Origin of the sequence: Thiobacillus thioparus DSM 505, from assembly GCF_000373385.1 — a bacterium.
Taxonomy (GTDB): Bacteria; Pseudomonadota; Gammaproteobacteria; order Burkholderiales; family Thiobacillaceae; genus Thiobacillus; species Thiobacillus thioparus.
This window is the reverse complement of the sequence record NZ_KB891330.1, coordinates 93,149-110,022: the sequence shown is the minus strand read 5'-3', so window position 1 is coordinate 110,022 and position 16,874 is coordinate 93,149. Positions and strand designations below refer to the sequence as shown.

General features: G+C 63.8%; 22 protein-coding genes. 15 read left to right on the top strand and 7 right to left on the bottom strand.

The window, feature by feature from the left end:
* On the bottom strand, window positions 1-288 hold the full coding sequence (gene gatC, locus B058_RS0113230) for an Asp-tRNA(Asn)/Glu-tRNA(Gln) amidotransferase subunit GatC (protein ID WP_018508968.1): 288 nt from the start codon (window positions 286-288) through the stop codon (window positions 1-3).
* 102 nt (window positions 289-390) lie between these two features.
* Between gatC and B058_RS0113225 the strand changes: the two genes are divergently transcribed.
* The 13 genes from B058_RS0113225 to lipA all read left to right on the top strand — a co-directional run bounded on the left by B058_RS0113225 (window position 391) and on the right by lipA (window position 12,004).
* On the top strand, window positions 391-1,434 hold the full coding sequence (locus B058_RS0113225) for a rod shape-determining protein (protein ID WP_026240916.1): 1,044 nt from the start codon (window positions 391-393) through the stop codon (window positions 1,432-1,434).
* A gap of 28 nt (window positions 1,435-1,462) precedes the next feature.
* Window positions 1,463-2,308: a rod shape-determining protein MreC gene (gene mreC / locus B058_RS0113220; protein WP_018508966.1), complete on the top strand. Its 846-nt coding sequence runs from the start codon at window positions 1,463-1,465 to the stop codon at window positions 2,306-2,308.
* Window positions 2,305-2,805 (top strand): rod shape-determining protein MreD, encoded by a 501-nt coding sequence (gene mreD / locus B058_RS16985; RefSeq protein ID WP_018508965.1) that lies wholly within the window; start codon window positions 2,305-2,307, stop codon window positions 2,803-2,805. The genes mreC and mreD overlap by 4 nt, the downstream gene beginning before the upstream one ends.
* 7 nt (window positions 2,806-2,812) lie before the next feature.
* Window positions 2,813-4,705, top strand: a complete 1,893-nt coding sequence (gene mrdA, locus B058_RS0113210; RefSeq protein WP_018508964.1) for a penicillin-binding protein 2 — start codon at window positions 2,813-2,815, stop codon at window positions 4,703-4,705.
* Window positions 4,692-5,792, top strand: coding sequence for a rod shape-determining protein RodA (gene rodA, locus B058_RS0113205; protein ID WP_018508963.1), 1,101 nt, complete (start codon window positions 4,692-4,694; stop codon window positions 5,790-5,792). The genes mrdA and rodA overlap by 14 nt, the downstream gene beginning before the upstream one ends.
* An 18-nt stretch (window positions 5,793-5,810) precedes the next feature.
* On the top strand, window positions 5,811-6,629 hold the full coding sequence (locus B058_RS0113200; protein ID WP_018508962.1) for a septal ring lytic transglycosylase RlpA family protein: 819 nt from the start codon (window positions 5,811-5,813) through the stop codon (window positions 6,627-6,629).
* Window positions 6,629-7,759, top strand: coding sequence for a D-alanyl-D-alanine carboxypeptidase family protein (locus tag B058_RS0113195; RefSeq protein ID WP_018508961.1), 1,131 nt, complete (start codon window positions 6,629-6,631; stop codon window positions 7,757-7,759). The genes B058_RS0113200 and B058_RS0113195 overlap by 1 nt, the downstream gene beginning before the upstream one ends.
* Window positions 7,756-8,619 (top strand): D-amino acid aminotransferase, encoded by an 864-nt coding sequence (locus B058_RS0113190; RefSeq protein ID WP_018508960.1) that lies wholly within the window; start codon window positions 7,756-7,758, stop codon window positions 8,617-8,619. The genes B058_RS0113195 and B058_RS0113190 overlap by 4 nt, the downstream gene beginning before the upstream one ends.
* Window positions 8,616-8,882 (top strand): YbeD family protein, encoded by a 267-nt coding sequence (locus B058_RS0113185; protein ID WP_018508959.1) that lies wholly within the window; start codon window positions 8,616-8,618, stop codon window positions 8,880-8,882. The genes B058_RS0113190 and B058_RS0113185 overlap by 4 nt, the downstream gene beginning before the upstream one ends.
* Window positions 8,882-9,499 carry a lipoyl(octanoyl) transferase LipB gene (gene lipB, locus B058_RS0113180; RefSeq protein ID WP_018508958.1) on the top strand — a complete coding sequence of 206 codons (618 nt, stop codon included), beginning with the start codon at window positions 8,882-8,884 and terminating at the stop codon, window positions 9,497-9,499. The genes B058_RS0113185 and lipB overlap by 1 nt, the downstream gene beginning before the upstream one ends.
* 49 nt (window positions 9,500-9,548) lie before the next feature.
* Complete coding sequence (locus B058_RS0113175) at window positions 9,549-10,664, top strand: anthranilate phosphoribosyltransferase (protein ID WP_018508957.1); 1,116 nt, start codon at window positions 9,549-9,551, stop codon at window positions 10,662-10,664.
* Window positions 10,664-10,972 carry a non-heme iron oxygenase ferredoxin subunit gene (locus B058_RS0113170; RefSeq protein ID WP_018508956.1) on the top strand — a complete coding sequence of 103 codons (309 nt, stop codon included), beginning with the start codon at window positions 10,664-10,666 and terminating at the stop codon, window positions 10,970-10,972. The genes B058_RS0113175 and B058_RS0113170 overlap by 1 nt, the downstream gene beginning before the upstream one ends.
* 105 nt (window positions 10,973-11,077) lie before the next feature.
* Window positions 11,078-12,004, top strand: coding sequence for a lipoyl synthase (gene lipA / locus B058_RS0113165; RefSeq protein WP_018508955.1), 927 nt, complete (start codon window positions 11,078-11,080; stop codon window positions 12,002-12,004).
* Between the two features lie 14 nt (window positions 12,005-12,018).
* Here lipA and B058_RS18525 read toward each other — a convergent pair whose 3' ends face one another.
* Window positions 12,019-12,213, bottom strand: coding sequence for a PEP-CTERM sorting domain-containing protein (locus tag B058_RS18525; protein ID WP_081616800.1), 195 nt, complete (start codon window positions 12,211-12,213; stop codon window positions 12,019-12,021).
* A 507-nt stretch (window positions 12,214-12,720) separates the two neighbouring features.
* On the opposite strand from B058_RS18525, the gene B058_RS18430 reads away from it, so the two are divergent.
* Complete coding sequence (locus tag B058_RS18430) at window positions 12,721-12,843, top strand: hypothetical protein (protein ID WP_281166681.1); 123 nt, start codon at window positions 12,721-12,723, stop codon at window positions 12,841-12,843.
* A gap of 174 nt (window positions 12,844-13,017) precedes the next feature.
* On the opposite strand, the gene B058_RS0113155 is transcribed toward B058_RS18430, so the two are convergent.
* Genes B058_RS0113155 through B058_RS0113135 form a run of 5 tightly spaced genes read right to left on the bottom strand, consistent with a single transcriptional unit; the run spans window position 13,018 to window position 16,022 of the window.
* Window positions 13,018-13,803, bottom strand: coding sequence for an ABC transporter permease (locus B058_RS0113155; RefSeq protein WP_018508953.1), 786 nt, complete (start codon window positions 13,801-13,803; stop codon window positions 13,018-13,020).
* 4 nt (window positions 13,804-13,807) lie between these two features.
* Window positions 13,808-14,713 carry an ATP-binding cassette domain-containing protein gene (locus tag B058_RS0113150; protein WP_018508952.1) on the bottom strand — a complete coding sequence of 302 codons (906 nt, stop codon included), beginning with the start codon at window positions 14,711-14,713 and terminating at the stop codon, window positions 13,808-13,810.
* The gene (locus B058_RS0113145) at window positions 14,707-15,309 is read right to left on the bottom strand and encodes an alpha/beta hydrolase (RefSeq protein WP_018508951.1); all 603 of its coding nucleotides are present in this window, start codon (window positions 15,307-15,309) and stop codon (window positions 14,707-14,709) included. The genes B058_RS0113150 and B058_RS0113145 overlap by 7 nt, the downstream gene beginning before the upstream one ends.
* Before the next feature lie 22 nt (window positions 15,310-15,331).
* Window positions 15,332-15,649 carry a (2Fe-2S) ferredoxin domain-containing protein gene (locus B058_RS0113140; protein ID WP_018508950.1) on the bottom strand — a complete coding sequence of 106 codons (318 nt, stop codon included), beginning with the start codon at window positions 15,647-15,649 and terminating at the stop codon, window positions 15,332-15,334.
* The gene (locus B058_RS0113135; protein WP_018508949.1) at window positions 15,642-16,022 is read right to left on the bottom strand and encodes a nucleotide pyrophosphohydrolase; all 381 of its coding nucleotides are present in this window, start codon (window positions 16,020-16,022) and stop codon (window positions 15,642-15,644) included. The genes B058_RS0113140 and B058_RS0113135 overlap by 8 nt, the downstream gene beginning before the upstream one ends.
* A 212-nt stretch (window positions 16,023-16,234) precedes the next feature.
* On the opposite strand from B058_RS0113135, the gene B058_RS0113130 reads away from it, so the two are divergent.
* The gene (locus B058_RS0113130; protein ID WP_026240912.1) at window positions 16,235-16,858 is read left to right on the top strand and encodes an XrtA/PEP-CTERM system exopolysaccharide export protein; all 624 of its coding nucleotides are present in this window, start codon (window positions 16,235-16,237) and stop codon (window positions 16,856-16,858) included.
* The last annotated feature ends 16 nt before the right edge of the window (window positions 16,859-16,874 follow it).

Sequence of the window (16,874 nt, the reverse complement as noted above, 5' to 3'; positions counted from 1 at the left end):
TTATTCGATGACTTTGGGGACGAGGTACAGGCCGTTTTCGACCGCCGGGGCCACGGCCTGGAAGGCCGCATGACGATCGGTCTCGGTCACGGCGTCGTCGCGCAGGCGCTGAAAGACCTCCTGTGCATGGGCCATCGGGGCAATCCCGCGGGTGTCCACCGCCTGCATGGCGGCGATGAGATCGAAAATGGTGTTGAGCTGGGCCTGCGTGGCCTGCGCCTCGGCATCGCTGGTTTCTATGCGCGCAAGGCGAGCGATGCGCTTGACGTCGTCCGGACTGAGGGACATGGAAGCACCTGAATGACTTACGGGAACGAAGCGCGTTAGGGTATCATAGCCCCCTTGTTTTTTCTGCCCTTTCGCCCGCCTGGCGCGGGCGCTGCCGCCACCATGTTCAAGTTTCTGACCAGCTATTTCTCGACCGACCTCGCGATCGACCTCGGTACCGCCAACACGCTGATTTACGTGCGCGACCGCGGCATCGTACTGGACGAGCCATCGGTGGTGTCGATCCGTACTGATGCGGCGGCGGGCGGCAAGCGCACGGTGCAGGCGGTGGGCGCGGAAGCCAAGCTGATGCTGGGCCGCACGCCGGGCAACCTGCAGGCCATCCGGCCGATGAAGGACGGCGTGATTGCCGACTTCACCGTCACCGAGCAGATGCTCAAGTATTTCATCAAGAAGGTGCACGATACCCGCATGCTGCGGCCCAGCCCGCGCATCATCATCTGTGTGCCGTGCGGCTCGACCCAGGTGGAACGCCGTGCGATCCGCGAGTCGGCGATCGGCGCCGGCGCCCGCCAGGTCTATCTGATCGAGGAACCGATGGCGGCGGCGATCGGCGCCGGCCTGCCGGTGGCCGAAGCGACCGGCTCGATGGTGGTCGACATCGGCGGCGGCACCACCGAGGTCGGCGTCATTTCCTTGGGCGGCGTGGTCTACGCCAATTCGGTGCGTGTCGGCGGCGATCGCATGGACGAGGCCATCATCAACTACATCCGCCGCAACTACGGCATGCTGATCGGCGAAGCCACCGCCGAGCAGATCAAGAAGAAAATGGGCTCGGCCTTCCCCGGCGCCGAAGTGCTGGAAATGGAAGTCAAAGGCCGCAGCCTCGCCGAAGGCGTACCGCGCAGCTTCAACGTGTCGTCCAATGAAATCCTCGAAGCCTTGACCGAGCCGCTCAATGCCATCGTCAGCGCGGTCAAACAGGCGCTGGAACAGACCCCGCCGGAACTGGGCGCCGACATCGCCGAAAAGGGCATGGTGCTGACTGGCGGCGGCGCGCTGTTGCGCGATCTCGACCGCTTGCTGATGGAAGAGACCGGCCTGCCGGTGATCGTCGCCGACGATCCGCTGACCTGCGTGGTGCGCGGGTCGGGCCGCGCGCTCGAAGAGATGGACAAACTGGCGTCGGTGTTCACCAACGAGTGAACGCAGTCGCAGCTGACCGGAACCGCTGATGGCCATGCCGGGCCAGCTCATGTTCGCCCGCCGGCTGGGGCCGACGGCACGCCTGACGATCTGGCTCCTGATCGGCTTGTCCTGTGTGGTGGTCGATGTCCGTTATCACGCGCTCGACGGCCTGCGCAGCGGATTTTCGCTGCTGCTGCAACCGGTGCGCGAAGTCATGCGGGTTCCCACCAGCGTCGCCGCCGAACTGACAGGATTCTTCACCCGCCATCGTCTTCTGCAAAAAGAACGGGACGCCCTGCTGGTTGAGCGGGCGCAGCTGCAGCTTGGCGTGAACCGCGCAGCCGAACTGGTCCGGGAAAACGCCGAATTGCGCGCTCTGTTGCAATTACAGGCCCGTCCGGGCCAGAAAGTGGTGCATGCGGCGCTCTTGTACCAGGGGCATGACTGGTTTGCCCAGCGCCTCACGCTGGACCAGGGAAGCGGGGCCGGCCTGCGCACCGGCCTGCCGGTGGTCGATGCAGACGGTCTGGTGGGGCAGGTGACGCGGGTGTATCCCGGGTCGAGCGAAGTCACGCTGGTCAGCAACACCGAGCAGTTGACGCCGGTGTTCGTCGAGCGCACCGGCCAGCGCGGCCTGGCTGCCGGGAGCGGGCATGGTCAGATGGAATTGCGATACATGCCATCGCAGACCGACCTCCGGCCGGGCGATCGCTTGCTGACTTCGGGCATTGACCGGGTGTATCCGGCCGGCATTCCCGTGGCGACCATCAATCGGGTCTCCCGCTCGCAATCCAGCCCCTACCTGCGGGTGGACTGTTTGCCGTTGGCCGGCCTGGACCGCTCTCGCGGGGTGCTGGTGTTGATCGCCGCACCACAGGTGACCGCGCGATGAACGTGTCGGCCCGGACCAGCGGCAGCTGGCGCCGCATTCTCGGCAGCCTGGTCCTGGCAATCTTGCTGGAGCAGCTACCGTGGTCCGGCTGGGCGCTGATCGTGCGGCCGGATTTCGTGCTGGTCGCCGTGCTCTTCTGGGTTTTGCACCGGCCTGAACGCATCGGTTTCGGTGCGGCGTTCTTTTTCGGCCTGCTGGCCGATTTCCAGGATGGCGCGGTGTTCGGCCAGCATGCCATCGCCTATGCGATCGGGGTGTACGTGGTGTTGTATCTGCGCTTGCGCCTGCTGCAGTTCGACCCTTCCCGGCAGGCCGCACAAATGTTTCCGATCCTGCTGGGCGTGCAGTTGATGGTGTTGCTGGTCGGCTGGCTTGCGGTCAATCCGCCGGCCGGACTGAGCATCCTCATCCCGGTGCTGAGCAGTACCGTGCTGTGGTATCTGGTCGCGCTGTTCGTGCGCCTGTGGCATGGCAAGGGTGCCCAGGACCGGGCATGAGCCGGACATGCCGCTAGCCACTCCGCTCAAAAACCTGGATCGTGAACTGGCCCGTTTTCACGGGCGGCTGAAAGCGGGCGGAATCTTCGTCGTGCTGCTCGCGGCTGCGCTGCTGGGGCGCGCCTTCTATCTGCAGATCGCGCAGCACGACTACTATATCCAGCGCGCGGAAAACAACCGTATTTCGCTGGTACCCGTGGCGCCCAATCGCGGATTGATTCTGGATCGGAAAGGCCGCATCCTGGCGGAGAACTACTCGGCGTATACGCTCGAACTGGCGCGGGCGCAGCCCCACGATCTGGAGGCGACGCTGACCGAAGTGGGCAAGCTGATCGAGATCACGCCGGGCGAGTTGCGGCGTTTCCGGCGTCTGCTTGCCGAATCGCACGAGTTCGAAACGGTGCCCCTGAAAAGCAAACTATCCGACGAGGAGGTCGCGATCCTGGCGGCCAACCGCTACCGCCTGCCGGGCGTGGAGGTGAAGGCGCGACTGTTCCGCAACTATCAGGCCGGGCCCGGCATGGCGCACGTGGTCGGGTTCATCGGCCGGATCAACGACCGAGATCTCAAAAGCCTGCGCGAATCGGGGCGCGAGCAGAACTACCGGGGCACGGTCCATATCGGCAAGACCGGGCTGGAGCAGAGTTATGAAACTCTGCTGCATGGCCGTACCGGATTCGACCAGATGGAAACCGACGCCAGCGGCCGTGCCGTACGCGCCCTGTCGCGGATTCCGCCAGTGCCGGGCAAGGATTTGCGCCTGTACCTGGACGAGGGGTTGCAGGCGGTGGCCGAACATGCGTTCGGCGACTACATGGGCGGGCTAGTGGCGCTCGACCCCAATACCGGGGGCGTGCTGGCGTTGGTGAGCAAGCCGGGATTCGACCCGAACCTCTTTATCGACGGCATCGACCCCGAAACCTGGAAGGCACTCAACGAATCGCCCGAGCGGCCGATGGTGAACCGCGTGCTGCGCGGCATCTACCCGCCGGGTTCGACGATCAAGCCGTTCATGGGGCTGGCCGGACTGGAACTGGGCGTACGCAAACCTGAGGACACCATCGTCGATCCCGGCTATTTCAGCCTGCCCAACAGCAGCCACCAGTTTCGCGACTGGAAGCGCGGCGGCCATGGAATTGTCGATCTGCGCCGGGCCATCACGCAATCATGCGACACCTACTTCTACAAACTGGCGGTCGACATGGGAATCGACCGCATGCACGATTACCTGCAGAAATTCAGTTTCGGCGAGAAAACCGGCATCGATCTGGACGGCGAGTCTGCCGGTCTGCTGCCTTCGCGCGACTGGAAGCAGCGCCGCTGGAAAAAAATCTGGTATCCCGGCGAGACGGTGATCGCGGGCATCGGCCAAGGCTATCATCTCACCACGCCGCTGCAGTTGGCGACCGCGACCGCCATGCTCGCCAATGGTGGGAAACGGATCGAACCGCGCCTCGTGCAGGCGGTGCGCGACCCGCTTACCCACGTCTGGCAGCCGCAGCCGGTGGTGGTGCACGAACAACTGGCGATCAAGCCGGAGGATCTGGCCGTGGTGCGACAAGGCATGATGGACGCGATGCGGCCAGGCGGCACGGCCGCGGCCGCGGCTGCTGGTGCAACCTACACCATTGCCGGCAAGACCGGCACCGCGCAGGTGGTCGGCATCAAGCAGGGCGCCCGCTACGACGCTGGCAGCTTGTCTCGGAAAAATCGCGACCATGCGCTATTCATCGCCTATGCGCCGGCCGAGAACCCCACTATCGTAGTGGCGGTCATGGTTGAGAACGGCGGCCATGGCGGTTCCACAGCGGCACCGATCGCGCGTGCCGTCTTCGATTACTACCTGACCGGGAAACGTCCCGGCAACATGAAATTTGAGGGAAGCGATGCCTCGGACTAGCCACTGGCTCCTGCGTGGCCTGCGCCACGTGGACGGTATCCTGCTGACACTGGTGGTGTTGGTGCTGGGCATCAGTCTGGCGGTGGTGACGAGCGCCTCGGGACAAAGCCCTGTGCGCATCAGCGGTCACCTGGTGAACATGGGACTGGCGCTGGTGCTGATGGTGCTGATTGCCAACGTGCCGCCGCATCTGTTGTCCAAAGTGGGGCCGCCGCTGTATGCGACGGGTGTGATCCTGCTGGTCGGGGTGGCGCTGTTCGGCGAGATTCGCAACGGTGCGCGCCGCTGGCTGGATCTGGGGTTCATCGCGTTTCAGCCATCCGAGCTGCTGAAGCTGGCATTGCCGCTGATGCTCGCCTGGTATTTCCAGCGCAACGAAGCAGTGCTGCGGGCCAAGCACTTCATGGTCGGCGGCATCCTGCTGCTGGTGCCCTTCTTGTTGATCCTGCGGCAGCCTGACTTGGGAACCGCACTGATGCTTGGAGCATCAGGGTTCTACCTACTGTTCTTTGCCGGCCTGCCGTGGAAGGTGATTCTCGGGGGCGCCACCTTGGGGGCCGCCAGCCTGCCCGTGGTGTGGGGCCTGATGCACGACTATCAACAGCGCCGTGTGCTGATGCTGCTCGATCCTGCGTCCGATCCGTTGGGCGCCGGCTACCACATCATTCAGTCGACCATCGCCATCGGATCCGGCGGACTGTTCGGCAAAGGCTGGATGCAGGGCACGCAAAACCAGCTCGACTTCATTCCCGAGCGCACCACCGATTTCATCTATGCTGTGTTTGGCGAGGAATTCGGCTACGCCGGCGCGATTCTGCTGGTGTGTCTCTATCTGGCCATCGTTGCGCGAGGCCTGGTCATCGCCGCACGGGCGCCGACGCTGTTCGGCCGATTGATGGCGGCCACCCTGAGCCTCAATCTGTTCACCTATGTGTTCGTCAACATGGGCATGGTGTCGGGCATCCTGCCGGTGGTCGGCGTGCCCTTGCCACTGATGAGTTACGGCGGGACGGCGCTCGTCACGCTGCTGCTGGGGATGGGTATCCTGATGAGCGTGGCGACACACCGCCAACTCAATAAATCATGACGCGATAAAATAAGTGCCATGAAAACTAAATCGCTCCTGGGGATTCTTGTCCTCGCCCTGACACTCGGTGGGTGTGCCAGCACGCCGCCCGCAAAACAGGTCTCCACTGCATCCAAAGGCGGCGGCTATTACCTCGACGACGGTCCGGAAGCCAATCCGCCGAAAAATCTGGATGCCGTCCCCGATGCCGTGCCGCGCAAGGAACCCTTGCATCCCTTCGCCAACCGCACCTATGTCGCGCTGGGGACGACGTATACGCCGCAGACCACGCGTCAGTCCTACAGTGCAGAGGGACTGGCCTCGTGGTATGGCCGCCGTTTCCAGGGCAAAAAGACCTCCTCGGGCGAGTCCTACGACATGTACGCCATGACGGCAGCGCATCCGACCCTACCGATTCCGAGCTACGCACGGGTCACGTCGCTCGACACCGGCAAATCGGTGGTGGTGCGCATCAACGATCGCGGGCCGTTCCACAGCAAGCGCATCATCGACCTGTCGTATACCGCTGCCTACAAGCTGGGGTACCTGGGACGCGGCAGCGCCCGGGTGCGAGTGGAAAGCATCGACCCCGACACCTACGACACGCAGGGCAAGGCGCTACAGGACGGCATCTACCTCCAGGTGGGCGCCTTCTCGCGCGCCGATAATGCGCAACAGTTGCTCGACCGCCTGAAACGCCAGCTCGACATCGATGCCAACCAGACGCGCGTTGTGCTGGATGGCGGGTTGCATCGGGTGCAGCTTGGTCCGTATGTCAGCGACGATGCGGCGCAATCGGATCGTGCGCGCGTGCGGGAACGCCTCGACCTGAATGCAGTCCTGGTCAGACGCGACTGATGAAAAGGCTGAACATGAAATTCTTCTGGCTGGGGCTGGCGCTCTTTTTTACTGCAACGACGTGGGCCGCTCCACCCAATGTCTCGTCGCGTGCCTGGGTCGTGATCGACCAGGCAAGCGGGCGCGAGCTGGCAGCCAGTCAGGCCGATCTACCGTTGGCCCCGGCCTCGCTGACCCAGCTGATGACGGCCTATGTTCTGCTGGGCGATATCCGCAAGAACAAGCTGAGCCTGGGCGAGATGGTGACCGTGCCGGCGGCGGCCACGCAGATGGATGGTTCGCGTATCTTCCTCAAGGCGGGCGACCAGGTGAGCGTCGACACGCTGTTGCAGGCGATGCTGGTGGAATCGGCCAGCGACGCCACGATTGCGCTGGTGACGGCAGCGGATGGCAGCGAGGCCGCGTTCGTCGCGCGCATGAACCGCGAGGCCAAGCGGCTGGGCATGAGCAAGACCCGCTTCATGAATGCGACCGGTCTGAATGAGGCGGGCCATGAATCGAGCGCACGCGACCTCGCTCTGCTCGCTCGCGCACTGGCGCGCGATTTCCCGGAGCGGCTGACTTTCTTCATCCAGAAGGAGCTGCCTTACAAGGGCATTACGTATTACAACGGCAACCGCCTGTTATGGCGCGACAGCACTGTGACCGGCCTGAAGGTCGGACGGACGCCGCAGGCCGGTTATTGCATGGCGGCTTCGGCGCAGCGCGGCGACCAACGCCGCATCGCGGTGGTGCTGGATGCGCACTCGGATACGCAGCGTACGCAGGACGCGTTGAAGCTGTTGAATTACGGTTTCGAGAATTTCGACAGTGTGCCGCTTTACCGGGCTCGCCAAGTCGTCAAGGTCATCAATATCTACCGGGGCGAGTACCCGTCGGTGAGCATGGGATTCGAGCAGGATTTCCATCTGCTGGTCCCGCGCGGCAGCGCCGCACGCGTCAAGGCGGAAATCATGACCCAGCAGCCCGTCGTGGCGCCGATAAACAGAGGACAGCGCCTGGGTACCCTGCGGCTGACGCTTGACGGCAAGCCGCTCGGCGACTATCCGCTGGTCGCCCTGCAGGATGTCGGCGTGGCCGGCCTGTTTGGCCGCGGCTGGGATTCGATCCGGCTGCTGTTCGCAAAGTGAGCGTCTACCTGAACGGCCAGTTCCTGCCGCTCGCCGAAGCGAAGGTGTCGGTGCTCGACCGTGGATTCGTCTTCGGCGACGGTATTTACGAACTGATTCCGGTGTATTCGGGGAAACCCTTCCGGCTCGACGCGCACCTGCGTCGCCTGCAGTTCAGCCTCGACGGCATCCGTCTGGCCAACCCGCACAGCGTGGCCGAGTGGCGTGAGCGCATCCTGCAGTTGATCGCGCGGCAGGATTTTTCCGACCAGTCGGTCTACATCCAGGTGACGCGCGGCACACCTGTCGAAGGACAGCCCTTGCGCGATCATGCGTTCCCGCACGATGTGTCGCCGACCGTATTCATGTTTGCGCAGCCACTGGTGACCGCCACGCCGGCACAGAAGACTGCCGGCGTCTGTGCCGTCAGCGCGGTCGACAACCGCTGGCTGCGCTGCAACATCAAGGCCATTTCGCTGCTGGCCAATCTCCTGCTGCGCCAGCAGGCGGTGGACGTGGGCTGCGCCGAAACCGTGATGCTGCGCGACGGTTTGCTGACCGAGGGGGCGGCAAGCAATATCTTTGTGGTCAAGGATGGCGTGTTGCGGGCGCCGCCGCCGTCCAGCCTGATGCTGACCGGCATTACCTACGACGTGGTGCTGGAACTCGCCGCTGCCCACGACATACCGCACGAGGTGCGGGCGATTACCGAAGCCGAGGTGCGTGACGCGGACGAACTTTGGATGACGTCGTCCACCAAGGAGATCATGTCGATCGTGGCGCTGGACGGCGTGCCGGTCGGCGCAGGCGTGCCGGGGCCGCTGGCCATGCGGATGGATGCGCTGTACCAGACCTTCAAACAACAGGTGATGCGGTCATGAACGAACAGGAAACCTTGCTGCAATTTCCCACCGACTTTCCCATCAAGATCATGGGCGAGCGCCGCGACGATTTTGCGCAGGCCATGGTCGAACTGGTCTTGCGGCATGCGCCCGATTTCAAGGCCGAGACCGTCGAGATGCGCGTATCCAGTAGCGGCAACTACCTGTCGGTGACCTGCGTGGTGCGCGCTACCTCGAAAGCCCAGCTCGATGCCCTGTATCGCGAGATCACCGCCCATCCGTGGGTGAAGATGGCACTTTGATGGGGAGCGGTGAGACGATCGTTCGGCAGTTGGGGCAGGTCGACTACATTGCGACCTGGCGGGCAATGCAGATTTTCACCGCACGGCGTGCACCTGATGCCGCGGACGAAATCTGGCTGCTTGAACATCCGCCCGTCTACACGCAGGGCCAGGCCGGCAAGCCGGAGCACCTGATCGCCGCGACTGACATTCCCGTTGTGCCGATCGACCGCGGCGGGCAGATCACCTATCACGGGCCGGGACAAGTCGTGGTCTACGTGCTGATCGACCTGCGGCGACGCGGCTATGGCATCCGCGAGTTGGTGACACGCCTGGAACAGGCCGTGATCAATCTCCTGGCGGAGCAGGGCGTGGCATCCGCACGCCTGGGAGGCGCGCCAGGCGTGTATGTCGATGGTGCGAAAATAGCCGCCCTCGGCCTGCGCGTCAGACACGGCTGCACGTATCATGGCCTGGCGTTCAACGTCGACATGGATATGCGTCCGTTCGCCGCCATCAACCCTTGTGGCTACGCGGGGATGCGGGTGACGCAATGCCGCGATCTCGGCGTGAAATTGTCTCCAACCGAAGCAGGGCAGGCGCTTGTCCGCTGCCTGCAGGACACGATCTATTCTTGACTGATTTACTTGGTTATAAGTATTCTTATAACTTCTAATGGAGCTATTCATGAGCACCGACACGCTGCCGTCCGACCCCAAACTCCTGATGCGCTCGATCATCCAGCGCATTGCCACCGGACCGGACCTGTCCAAGAACATCAGCCGCACCGAAGCACACCTCGGCACCAAGGCCATCATCGACAACGTGATCGATCCGATTCAAGTCGGCATCTATTTCATTGCCCTGCGCATGAAACGCGAGACGATGGACGAAAACCGCGGCGTGCTGGATGCCGTGCTCGAAACCACCCGCCGCGTCACGGCGGAGGTTGACGAAGTGGTCGACATCGGCGATCCCTATGACGGCTACAATCGCTGCCTGCCCGCCGCGCCCTTCCTCGGCCCGTTGTTGGCCGAGTTCGGTGTACACGTGGTCAGCCACGGCCTCGACAAGGTCGGGCCCAAATATGGCGTGACGGCGCGTCACGTGCTGGAGGCCGCCGGTGTGCCGGTGAACCTGACGCCAGCAGAGGCCGCCGCGCGGCTGGCTGATCCCGCTCTCGGCTGGGCCTACATCGACCAGGCGCAATCCAACCCGGGCCTGCACAACCTCACCACGCTGCGCGCACAGATGATCAAGCGCCAGGTGCTGACTACGGTGGAAGTGCTATCCAAGCCCATACAGGGCCGCAAACTGACCCATTTCGTCACGGGCTACGTACACAAGCCCTATCCGCCGGTGTATGCCGACCTGGCACGCGAAGCCGGCTTCGACACCGCCTGCATCGTGCGCGGCGTCGAAGGTGGAGTGATCCCGTCGCTGCGCCAGGCCGGCAAGTATTTCCACTACCACGACCGCGGCACCGAAATCGAAGCGACGGTCGACCCGGTGGCGCTTGGCATCGACCAGCCGGTACGCGCCGTGCCGCTGCCCGGTGCGGTCGCCACCGAAGCAGGCGAGGACGAGATCGTCGCCGCGATCGACATCAAGGCCACCGCGCACGCGGCCGCGGAGGCGGGCATCCTGGCGCTCAAGGGCGACAAGGGCGCGACCTATGATTCGCTGGTGCTGGCCGGTTCGATTGTCCTGCATCACGTCGGCAAGGCCGCCAGCGTGGCCGACGCGGCGGCGCAGATTCGCGCCGTGCTGGATTCCGGCACGGCCGTCGCACGGGTCAAGTGATGGGTGAATACGTTGCCATCGCCGCTGCCGACGAGCTCAAGCCTGCCGAGATGAAGCGCATCCTCGTCGATGGCAAGCGGCTGCTACTGTGCAATGCCGGCGGCACCCATTACGTCGTCGACGAGATGTGCAGCCACGAGGACTACTCGCTGTACCTGGGCTGCATCAAGGACGGCAAGATCAAGTGCTCGCTGCACGGCAGCTATTTCGACCTCACCACCGGCCAGCCCACCTGCGACCCCGCAGACGAGCCGATCCGCACCTATCCGGTGAAAATAGAAGCCGGCCAAGTCTGGGTGAAAGTCTAGGCTGCGCCGAGTCGGGTGTGATGCATACCATACAGCCGACAGGGTCAGGGTTGTTGGGCGTATAGGCTAGAATCCGGGAATTGCATTTCCCGGTATGTTCAGACCATGGCAGACCCTCTCCAGCACAAAGGCGCCGCCAAGACCGCGCGCATCCCGATCAAGATCGTGCCGCAACCCAGGATGCGGCTGCCGTCCTGGATCCGTGCCAAGTCACCCAACGTGCCGAACGTGGCCCGGTTGAAGGGCATCCTGCGCGAGGCGAAGCTACACACGGTGTGCGAAGAGGCATCGTGTCCCAATCTGGGCGAATGCTTCGGCCATGGCACCGCCACCTTCATGATTCTCGGCGACCTGTGCACGCGGCGCTGCCCCTTCTGTGACGTCGGCCATGGCACGCCGCTGCCGCCGGACGTCGACGAACCGCGCCATCTGGCCGATACGATCGCGCTGATGGCGCTGAAATACGTGGTGGTCACCAGTGTCGACCGCGACGATCTGCGCGATGGCGGCGCCGAGCATTTTGCGCAGTGCATCGCTGCCGTGCGTGAGGCCTCGCCGGCGACGCGGATCGAGATCCTGACTCCGGATTTCCGCGGACGGCTCGACAAGGCGCTCGACATGCTCGACACCGCCCCGCCCGACGTGATGAACCACAATCTGGAAACCGTGCCGCGCCTGTACAAGGCGGCGCGTCCCGGTGCGGATTATGCACACTCGCTGAGGCTGCTCCAGGACTTCAAGGCACGCCATCCCGAGATTCCGACCAAATCCGGCCTGATGCTGGGGCTGGGCGAAGAGGACGACGAGATCCTGCAGGTGATGCGCGACCTGCGTGCGCACGATGTGGACATGCTGACGCTTGGCCAGTATCTGCAGCCTTCGCAGCACCATCTGCCGGTGCTGCGCTTCGTCACCCCCGAACGCTTCGCCCAGTTCGAGCAGGAAGCACTGGCAATGGGCTTCAAGCACGCCGCCTGCGGGCCGATGGTGCGCTCCAGCTACCACGCCGACCAGCAGGCGGCCGGCATCTAGAACCTGGTGTTCCCCTACGGGATTGTCCGACGGCGCCTCATCCAGGCCAGTGCGGCGATACCGAGGGCCATCAATCCCATCATCGACGGTTCCGGCACGGCATGAGGCTGGGTGGCCGCTTGCTGGCTTGACGGCGGGCCGAGGGGCGTCTCCGTTTGGGGCGGCGTCCACGAACCGGGGCCGGCAACTGGAAACGTGTTCGGTGGCATATTCCCGCCCGGTGCATCGTCGGGCGATGCCGGGGTCCCGGGCGCACCGGGTCCCCCGGTAGGGCCGTTATGCCCGGGTGGCTGCGGGCCGCCTGGAGGCGAGTTGGAGGGGCCGTTTGCCTGGGGCGGAATGGTGGGACTGCCTTGCGGCTTTCCTGCAGGAAAGAAGGATCCGTCGCCAGGCAGGATGCCGGCGGGCCCGCCCAGTGACGGTGGATTCGACGGCGTCAAAGGACGTGCTCTGTCAGGTTTGCCGCCTGGCACGCGGCCCGGGCCTGGCATGCCGTTTTCCATACCGTCAGGCGCTGCTCCGTTACCGGCGGGATTGCTGGGCGACGGGCCGGTGAGAATGAATGGATCCAGGTTGCCGCTGTCTGCAAAATCGCCCTCGGCCATGACAAGCGAGAAGGTTTCCCCTTTGTGTTCGATGGCGAGCGGTTGCAGCCGTTGCTTTGCGACAAGGGGAGGTACGATGGCAGCCGACGACGCGGGTCTGGCGCGATCCAGATGGAGCGCCAGTCCCCCGACCAGGGCGGCGGCTGTGACCGTGCCTATCAGAATGCCGGCCGGAGTGAGTGCCGTGGCGAGCAGCAGACCAAGCAGACCGATACGACGGGTGTGGGTGCGTGAAACTGAGGGTTTGCGGGACATGGCGAAGATCTGGGGGAGGGATGCGAATGACTTCGCAATTCCCGTACCAGTGGCCAAATGGACCGTAACCCGCGTCGTGCCGGGCGGTATGCCGTTTTCCCGCTGCCTGTTGCGTCCATGGGCCGACGCGATCGTCGGCGCTTCGACACCCGCTTATTTCAGGAGCCGTCTGCGAGTGAGCGCCAGCGCGACGATGTAGCCGAGGCTGCCGTAAACCAGCAGCGCGATCACATGCAGCGCGATGTTGTCTGGTATGTTGCCAACGACCAGCGGTCGTGCGAGGTCGATGGCGTGGGTGAGCGGCAGCCAGGCGGACACGCCTTGCACGGCCGCAGGCAACTGCGACACGGGGAAGAACACCCCGCACAAGAGCACCATCGGTGTGATCACCAGCGTGAAGTAATACAGAAAGAAGTCGTAGCTGGGCGACACCGCGTTCATCACCAGCCCCATGCCGCCGAAGCAGAAGCCAACCAGGGCGACGACGGGGATGATCCACAGCGACATCCAGAAGTTTCCGTACAGCCCCAGTCCCCAGATCACCGCCAGGATCGCCACGCCGGAGAGCAGGCTTTTGGACGCAGCCCAGGTCAGTTCGCCCAGCATCACGTCGTCGAGCGTCATCGGCGCGTTGAGGATTGCGTCCCAGGTGCGCTGCACGTGCATGCGCGAGAAGCTCGAATACAGCACCTCGAAGGTGGCGGCGTTCATCGTGCTGTAAGCCACGGTGCCGGCGGCGAGGAAAGTCAGGTAGGGCATGCCGCCCACGTCCGGCAGCAGGCTGCCGAGGCCGTAGCCCAATCCGAGCATGTACAGCATCGGGTCGGCCAGGTTGCCGAGGATGGATGGGATGGCGAGCTTCTTCCACACCAGATAGTTGCGCTGCCACACCGGGATGAAGCGTGCCGACAGACGGGGAAGGCGGAATAAAGGATTCATGCGCTCAATCCCTCAAGTCGCGTCCGGTGAGCTTGAGAAACACATCTTCCAGATTCGACGGGCGGTGCAGGTAACGCAAGGCCGGAGCGTGCTTGAGCGCGTCGATCACGATGTCGGGCGTGCTGGTGTAGCAGAACAGCGTTTCGCCGACGGTCTCGAAGCGCTGGCACAGATCGGCCGCGTGCTGGCCGGTCCAATCGGCCAGGCCTTCGCCGAACACTTCGACCACTGCCGGTTCGATATGCGTTTCGATCAGCGCGCGCGGCGCGCCTTCGACGACGACGCGGCCGTGGTCGAGGATGGCAAGACGGTCGGTGAGGCGTTCGGCCTCGTCCATGAAATGCGTGGTCAGCACGATGGTCTTGCCGGCGTTGATCAGCCGCCTGAGGCCCTGCCAGATGAGGTGACGCGCCTGCGGGTCGAGGCCGGTGGTCGGCTCGTCGAGGAACAGGATGTCGGGATCGTGCACCAGCGCGCGCGCCAGCGTGAGGCGCCGTTTCATGCCGCCCGACAACTGGGCGATCTGCGCGTCAGCCTTGCTGGCGAGGCCGGCAAAATCGAGCAGTTCCGGCACGCGGGCAGTGACGGCCGCCTTGCTCATGCCGAAATATCGGCCGTAGGCGAGCAGGTTCTCGCGTACCGAAAAATCCGGGTCGAGGTTGTCCATCTGCGGTACCACGCCGACTTTCATGCGGGCCTCGCGCGCGTGATGCGGGACCGCGATGCCGGCGAGTTCGATGCTGCCGCCATCCGGCTCGATCAGGCCCAGCAGCAGGCGCAGCGTGGTGGTCTTGCCGGCGCCGTTGGGGCCAAGCAGGCCGAAACATTCGCCACGCCGCACAGTCAGGTCGAGGCCACGCACCACATCGGTGTCGCCGTATTTCTTCGTCAGGCCGCGTACCTTCAGCATGGACAGGCCTCCAGGAAGGCCTGCTTCAGTTCCTTCAGCTTGCCATGGAAGAAATGCCCGGCGTTGGGAATGGCTTTCACCGCAAGCTGCTGCTGCTCGGCCCACAGCCGGATCGCGGTGGGCGGGATGAGTTCGTCGGCATCGCCAAAGATCACAATCGTGTCGGGTGGAACCGGATCGAATTCGTACATGGTGACCGCCGGGGCGACCAGGATCAGGCGTTTTGCATGGAGTTCCTGGCGTAGCCGGTGCTGCACGAAGGCGCCGAACGAGAAACCGGCCAGTGCCCACGGCAGGCCTGGGTAGCTGGCTTCGACGAAGCGGGCGACCGCGAGCAGGTCCTCAGTTTCGCCGATACCGGCGTCGAATTCGCCATCGCTCATGCCAACGCCGCGAAAATTCGGCCGCACGCTGATCCAGCCGGCCTCGTTGGCCGCCTTGGCCAGGGTCGTCACCACCTTGTTGTCGAGACTGCCGCCGTGCAGCGGGTGCGGATGGGCGACCAGCAGCAGGCCGCGGCGTTCGGTCTCGGGGTCGTCGATCACGGTTTCCAGCTTGCCTACGGACACCGGGATACGCAGCTTGTAACGCTTCATTTGGCCGTTCCGTCCGGCCGCATCACTTCAATTGCAAGCGCTCGACAATACGCCCCTGCTTGAGGTGGACCTCGAAGATTTCGTCGATGTCGGCCTCGTCCACATAGGTATACCAGACGCCTTCCGGGTACACGACCAGCAGCGGGCCCTCGTCGCAGCGGTCGAGACAGCCGGCGCTGTTGATACGGCACTTGCCTTCGCCATTGAGATGAGCGTGCTTGACCTTTTTCTTCAGGTAGTCGCGCATCTGCTGCCCGCCGGATGCGCCGCAGCACTTGGCGCCGTCGTCGCGCTGGTTGGTGCAGAAAAAAACGTGATGCTTGTAATACAGGTCAGTCATCCGAGAAGTCCGAATATTTGCGCGCGTTGCCGTGCGCCTTGTCGATGGGGTATTTGGCTGCGTTGATCGCCAGCTTGTCGGCTGCGGCGTCGAGCAGGTCGATGTCCAGCAGGTCGGCCAGCCGGGTCAGGTAGATCAGTACGTCGGCGATTTCCTGGCGTACCGCTTCGTGTTGTTCCGGGCTCAACTGCCCGCTCTGTTCTGCCGTTAGCCACTGGAAAGGCTCGAGCAGTTCCGCCGCCTCCACGGAAAGCGCCATGGCCAGATTCTTAGGCGTATGGTAACGCTCCCATGCACGTGCCAGCGCGAAATTGCGAATATGCTGGCGCAGGGTGTCTAGGCTGTCGATTTCATGCGTGCTCATGGTTGGCATAATAGCGCGGCGGGCGACAGACTTACGACATCGTTGTCGAGCAACCGACGTTCCGGCCATGGCTGGCGGCGTGCAAACCGTGGCGTGGCCGGGGTTTAGGGGGGCACTCCGGTTTGGCCTGCGGCTTGCTAGCAGTCTTTGCGTTGACACCAGTTTTCTAGTCCGCTCTGGCATAATGCCAGCGGATTAACGGCATATAAGGGAGGATGGACATGTTTACGATCAAGAAGCATTTCGCACGTGCTGGCGTCATGCTGGCCGTCGCTGCCATGGCGGGCTGCTCCAGCACGCCGACCTATCCGCCCGCCCCTGCGCAGACGGGAAGTTACAACTGGAATTACCTGATCGGCCCGGGTGATTCGGTCCAGGTCTTCGTCTGGCGCAATCCCGAGGTCTCCGGAACCTTCCCGGTCCGTCCGGACGGCAAGATGACCATGAATCTGGTCGAGGATATCCAGGCATCCGGCAAGACCCCCACTCAGCTGGCGCGCGATATCGAGAAAGCGCTCGGCAAATACATCCAGGAACCCATTGTCACCGTCATCGTCTCGGGCGGCATCGGCCCGTTCGATCAGCAGATTCGTGTCGTGGGCGAAGCGGCCAAGCCGCAGGCGCTGAACTACCGCGAGCACATGAGCCTGATCGACCTGATGATCTCGGTGGGCGGACTGACCGATTTTGCGGCGGGCAACAAGGCCTACATCCTGCGTACTGTGGATGGCAAGCAGGAACGTCTTGGCGTGCGTCTCGACGACCTGCTGCGCGGTGGCGATACGTCGGCCAATGTCGACATGCGGCCGGGTGACGTGCTGGTCGTGCCGGAAAGCCTGTTCTAAAACGTGTCTGCGCCGC

Coding starts and splice junctions, on each gene's coding strand:
- rodA (WP_018508963.1), top strand. CDS start 4,692: ATGCCTCGGACTAGCCACTGGCTCCTGCGTGGCCTGCGCCACGTGGAC.
- B058_RS0113175 (WP_018508957.1), top strand. CDS start 9,549: ATGAGCACCGACACGCTGCCGTCCGACCCCAAACTCCTGATGCGCTCG.
- B058_RS0113140 (WP_018508950.1), bottom strand. CDS start 15,649: ATGACTGACCTGTATTACAAGCATCACGTTTTTTTCTGCACCAACCAG.
- B058_RS0113195 (WP_018508961.1), top strand. CDS start 6,629: ATGAAAAGGCTGAACATGAAATTCTTCTGGCTGGGGCTGGCGCTCTTT.
- lipB (WP_018508958.1), top strand. CDS start 8,882: ATGGGGAGCGGTGAGACGATCGTTCGGCAGTTGGGGCAGGTCGACTAC.
- B058_RS0113170 (WP_018508956.1), top strand. CDS start 10,664: ATGGGTGAATACGTTGCCATCGCCGCTGCCGACGAGCTCAAGCCTGCC.
- mreC (WP_018508966.1), top strand. CDS start 1,463: ATGGCCATGCCGGGCCAGCTCATGTTCGCCCGCCGGCTGGGGCCGACG.
- B058_RS0113185 (WP_018508959.1), top strand. CDS start 8,616: ATGAACGAACAGGAAACCTTGCTGCAATTTCCCACCGACTTTCCCATC.
- B058_RS18430 (WP_281166681.1), top strand. CDS start 12,721: ATGGAGCGCCAGTCCCCCGACCAGGGCGGCGGCTGTGACCGTGCCTAT.
- B058_RS18525 (WP_081616800.1), bottom strand. CDS start 12,213: ATGCCACCGAACACGTTTCCAGTTGCCGGCCCCGGTTCGTGGACGCCG.
- B058_RS0113130 (WP_026240912.1), top strand. CDS start 16,235: ATGTTTACGATCAAGAAGCATTTCGCACGTGCTGGCGTCATGCTGGCC.
- mrdA (WP_018508964.1), top strand. CDS start 2,813: ATGCCGCTAGCCACTCCGCTCAAAAACCTGGATCGTGAACTGGCCCGT.
- B058_RS0113225 (WP_026240916.1), top strand. CDS start 391: ATGTTCAAGTTTCTGACCAGCTATTTCTCGACCGACCTCGCGATCGAC.
- B058_RS0113200 (WP_018508962.1), top strand. CDS start 5,811: ATGAAAACTAAATCGCTCCTGGGGATTCTTGTCCTCGCCCTGACACTC.
- B058_RS0113150 (WP_018508952.1), bottom strand. CDS start 14,713: ATGCTGAAGGTACGCGGCCTGACGAAGAAATACGGCGACACCGATGTG.
- B058_RS0113155 (WP_018508953.1), bottom strand. CDS start 13,803: ATGAATCCTTTATTCCGCCTTCCCCGTCTGTCGGCACGCTTCATCCCG.
- lipA (WP_018508955.1), top strand. CDS start 11,078: ATGGCAGACCCTCTCCAGCACAAAGGCGCCGCCAAGACCGCGCGCATC.
- mreD (WP_018508965.1), top strand. CDS start 2,305: ATGAACGTGTCGGCCCGGACCAGCGGCAGCTGGCGCCGCATTCTCGGC.
- gatC (WP_018508968.1), bottom strand. CDS start 288: ATGTCCCTCAGTCCGGACGACGTCAAGCGCATCGCTCGCCTTGCGCGC.
- B058_RS0113145 (WP_018508951.1), bottom strand. CDS start 15,309: ATGAAGCGTTACAAGCTGCGTATCCCGGTGTCCGTAGGCAAGCTGGAA.
- B058_RS0113135 (WP_018508949.1), bottom strand. CDS start 16,022: ATGCCAACCATGAGCACGCATGAAATCGACAGCCTAGACACCCTGCGC.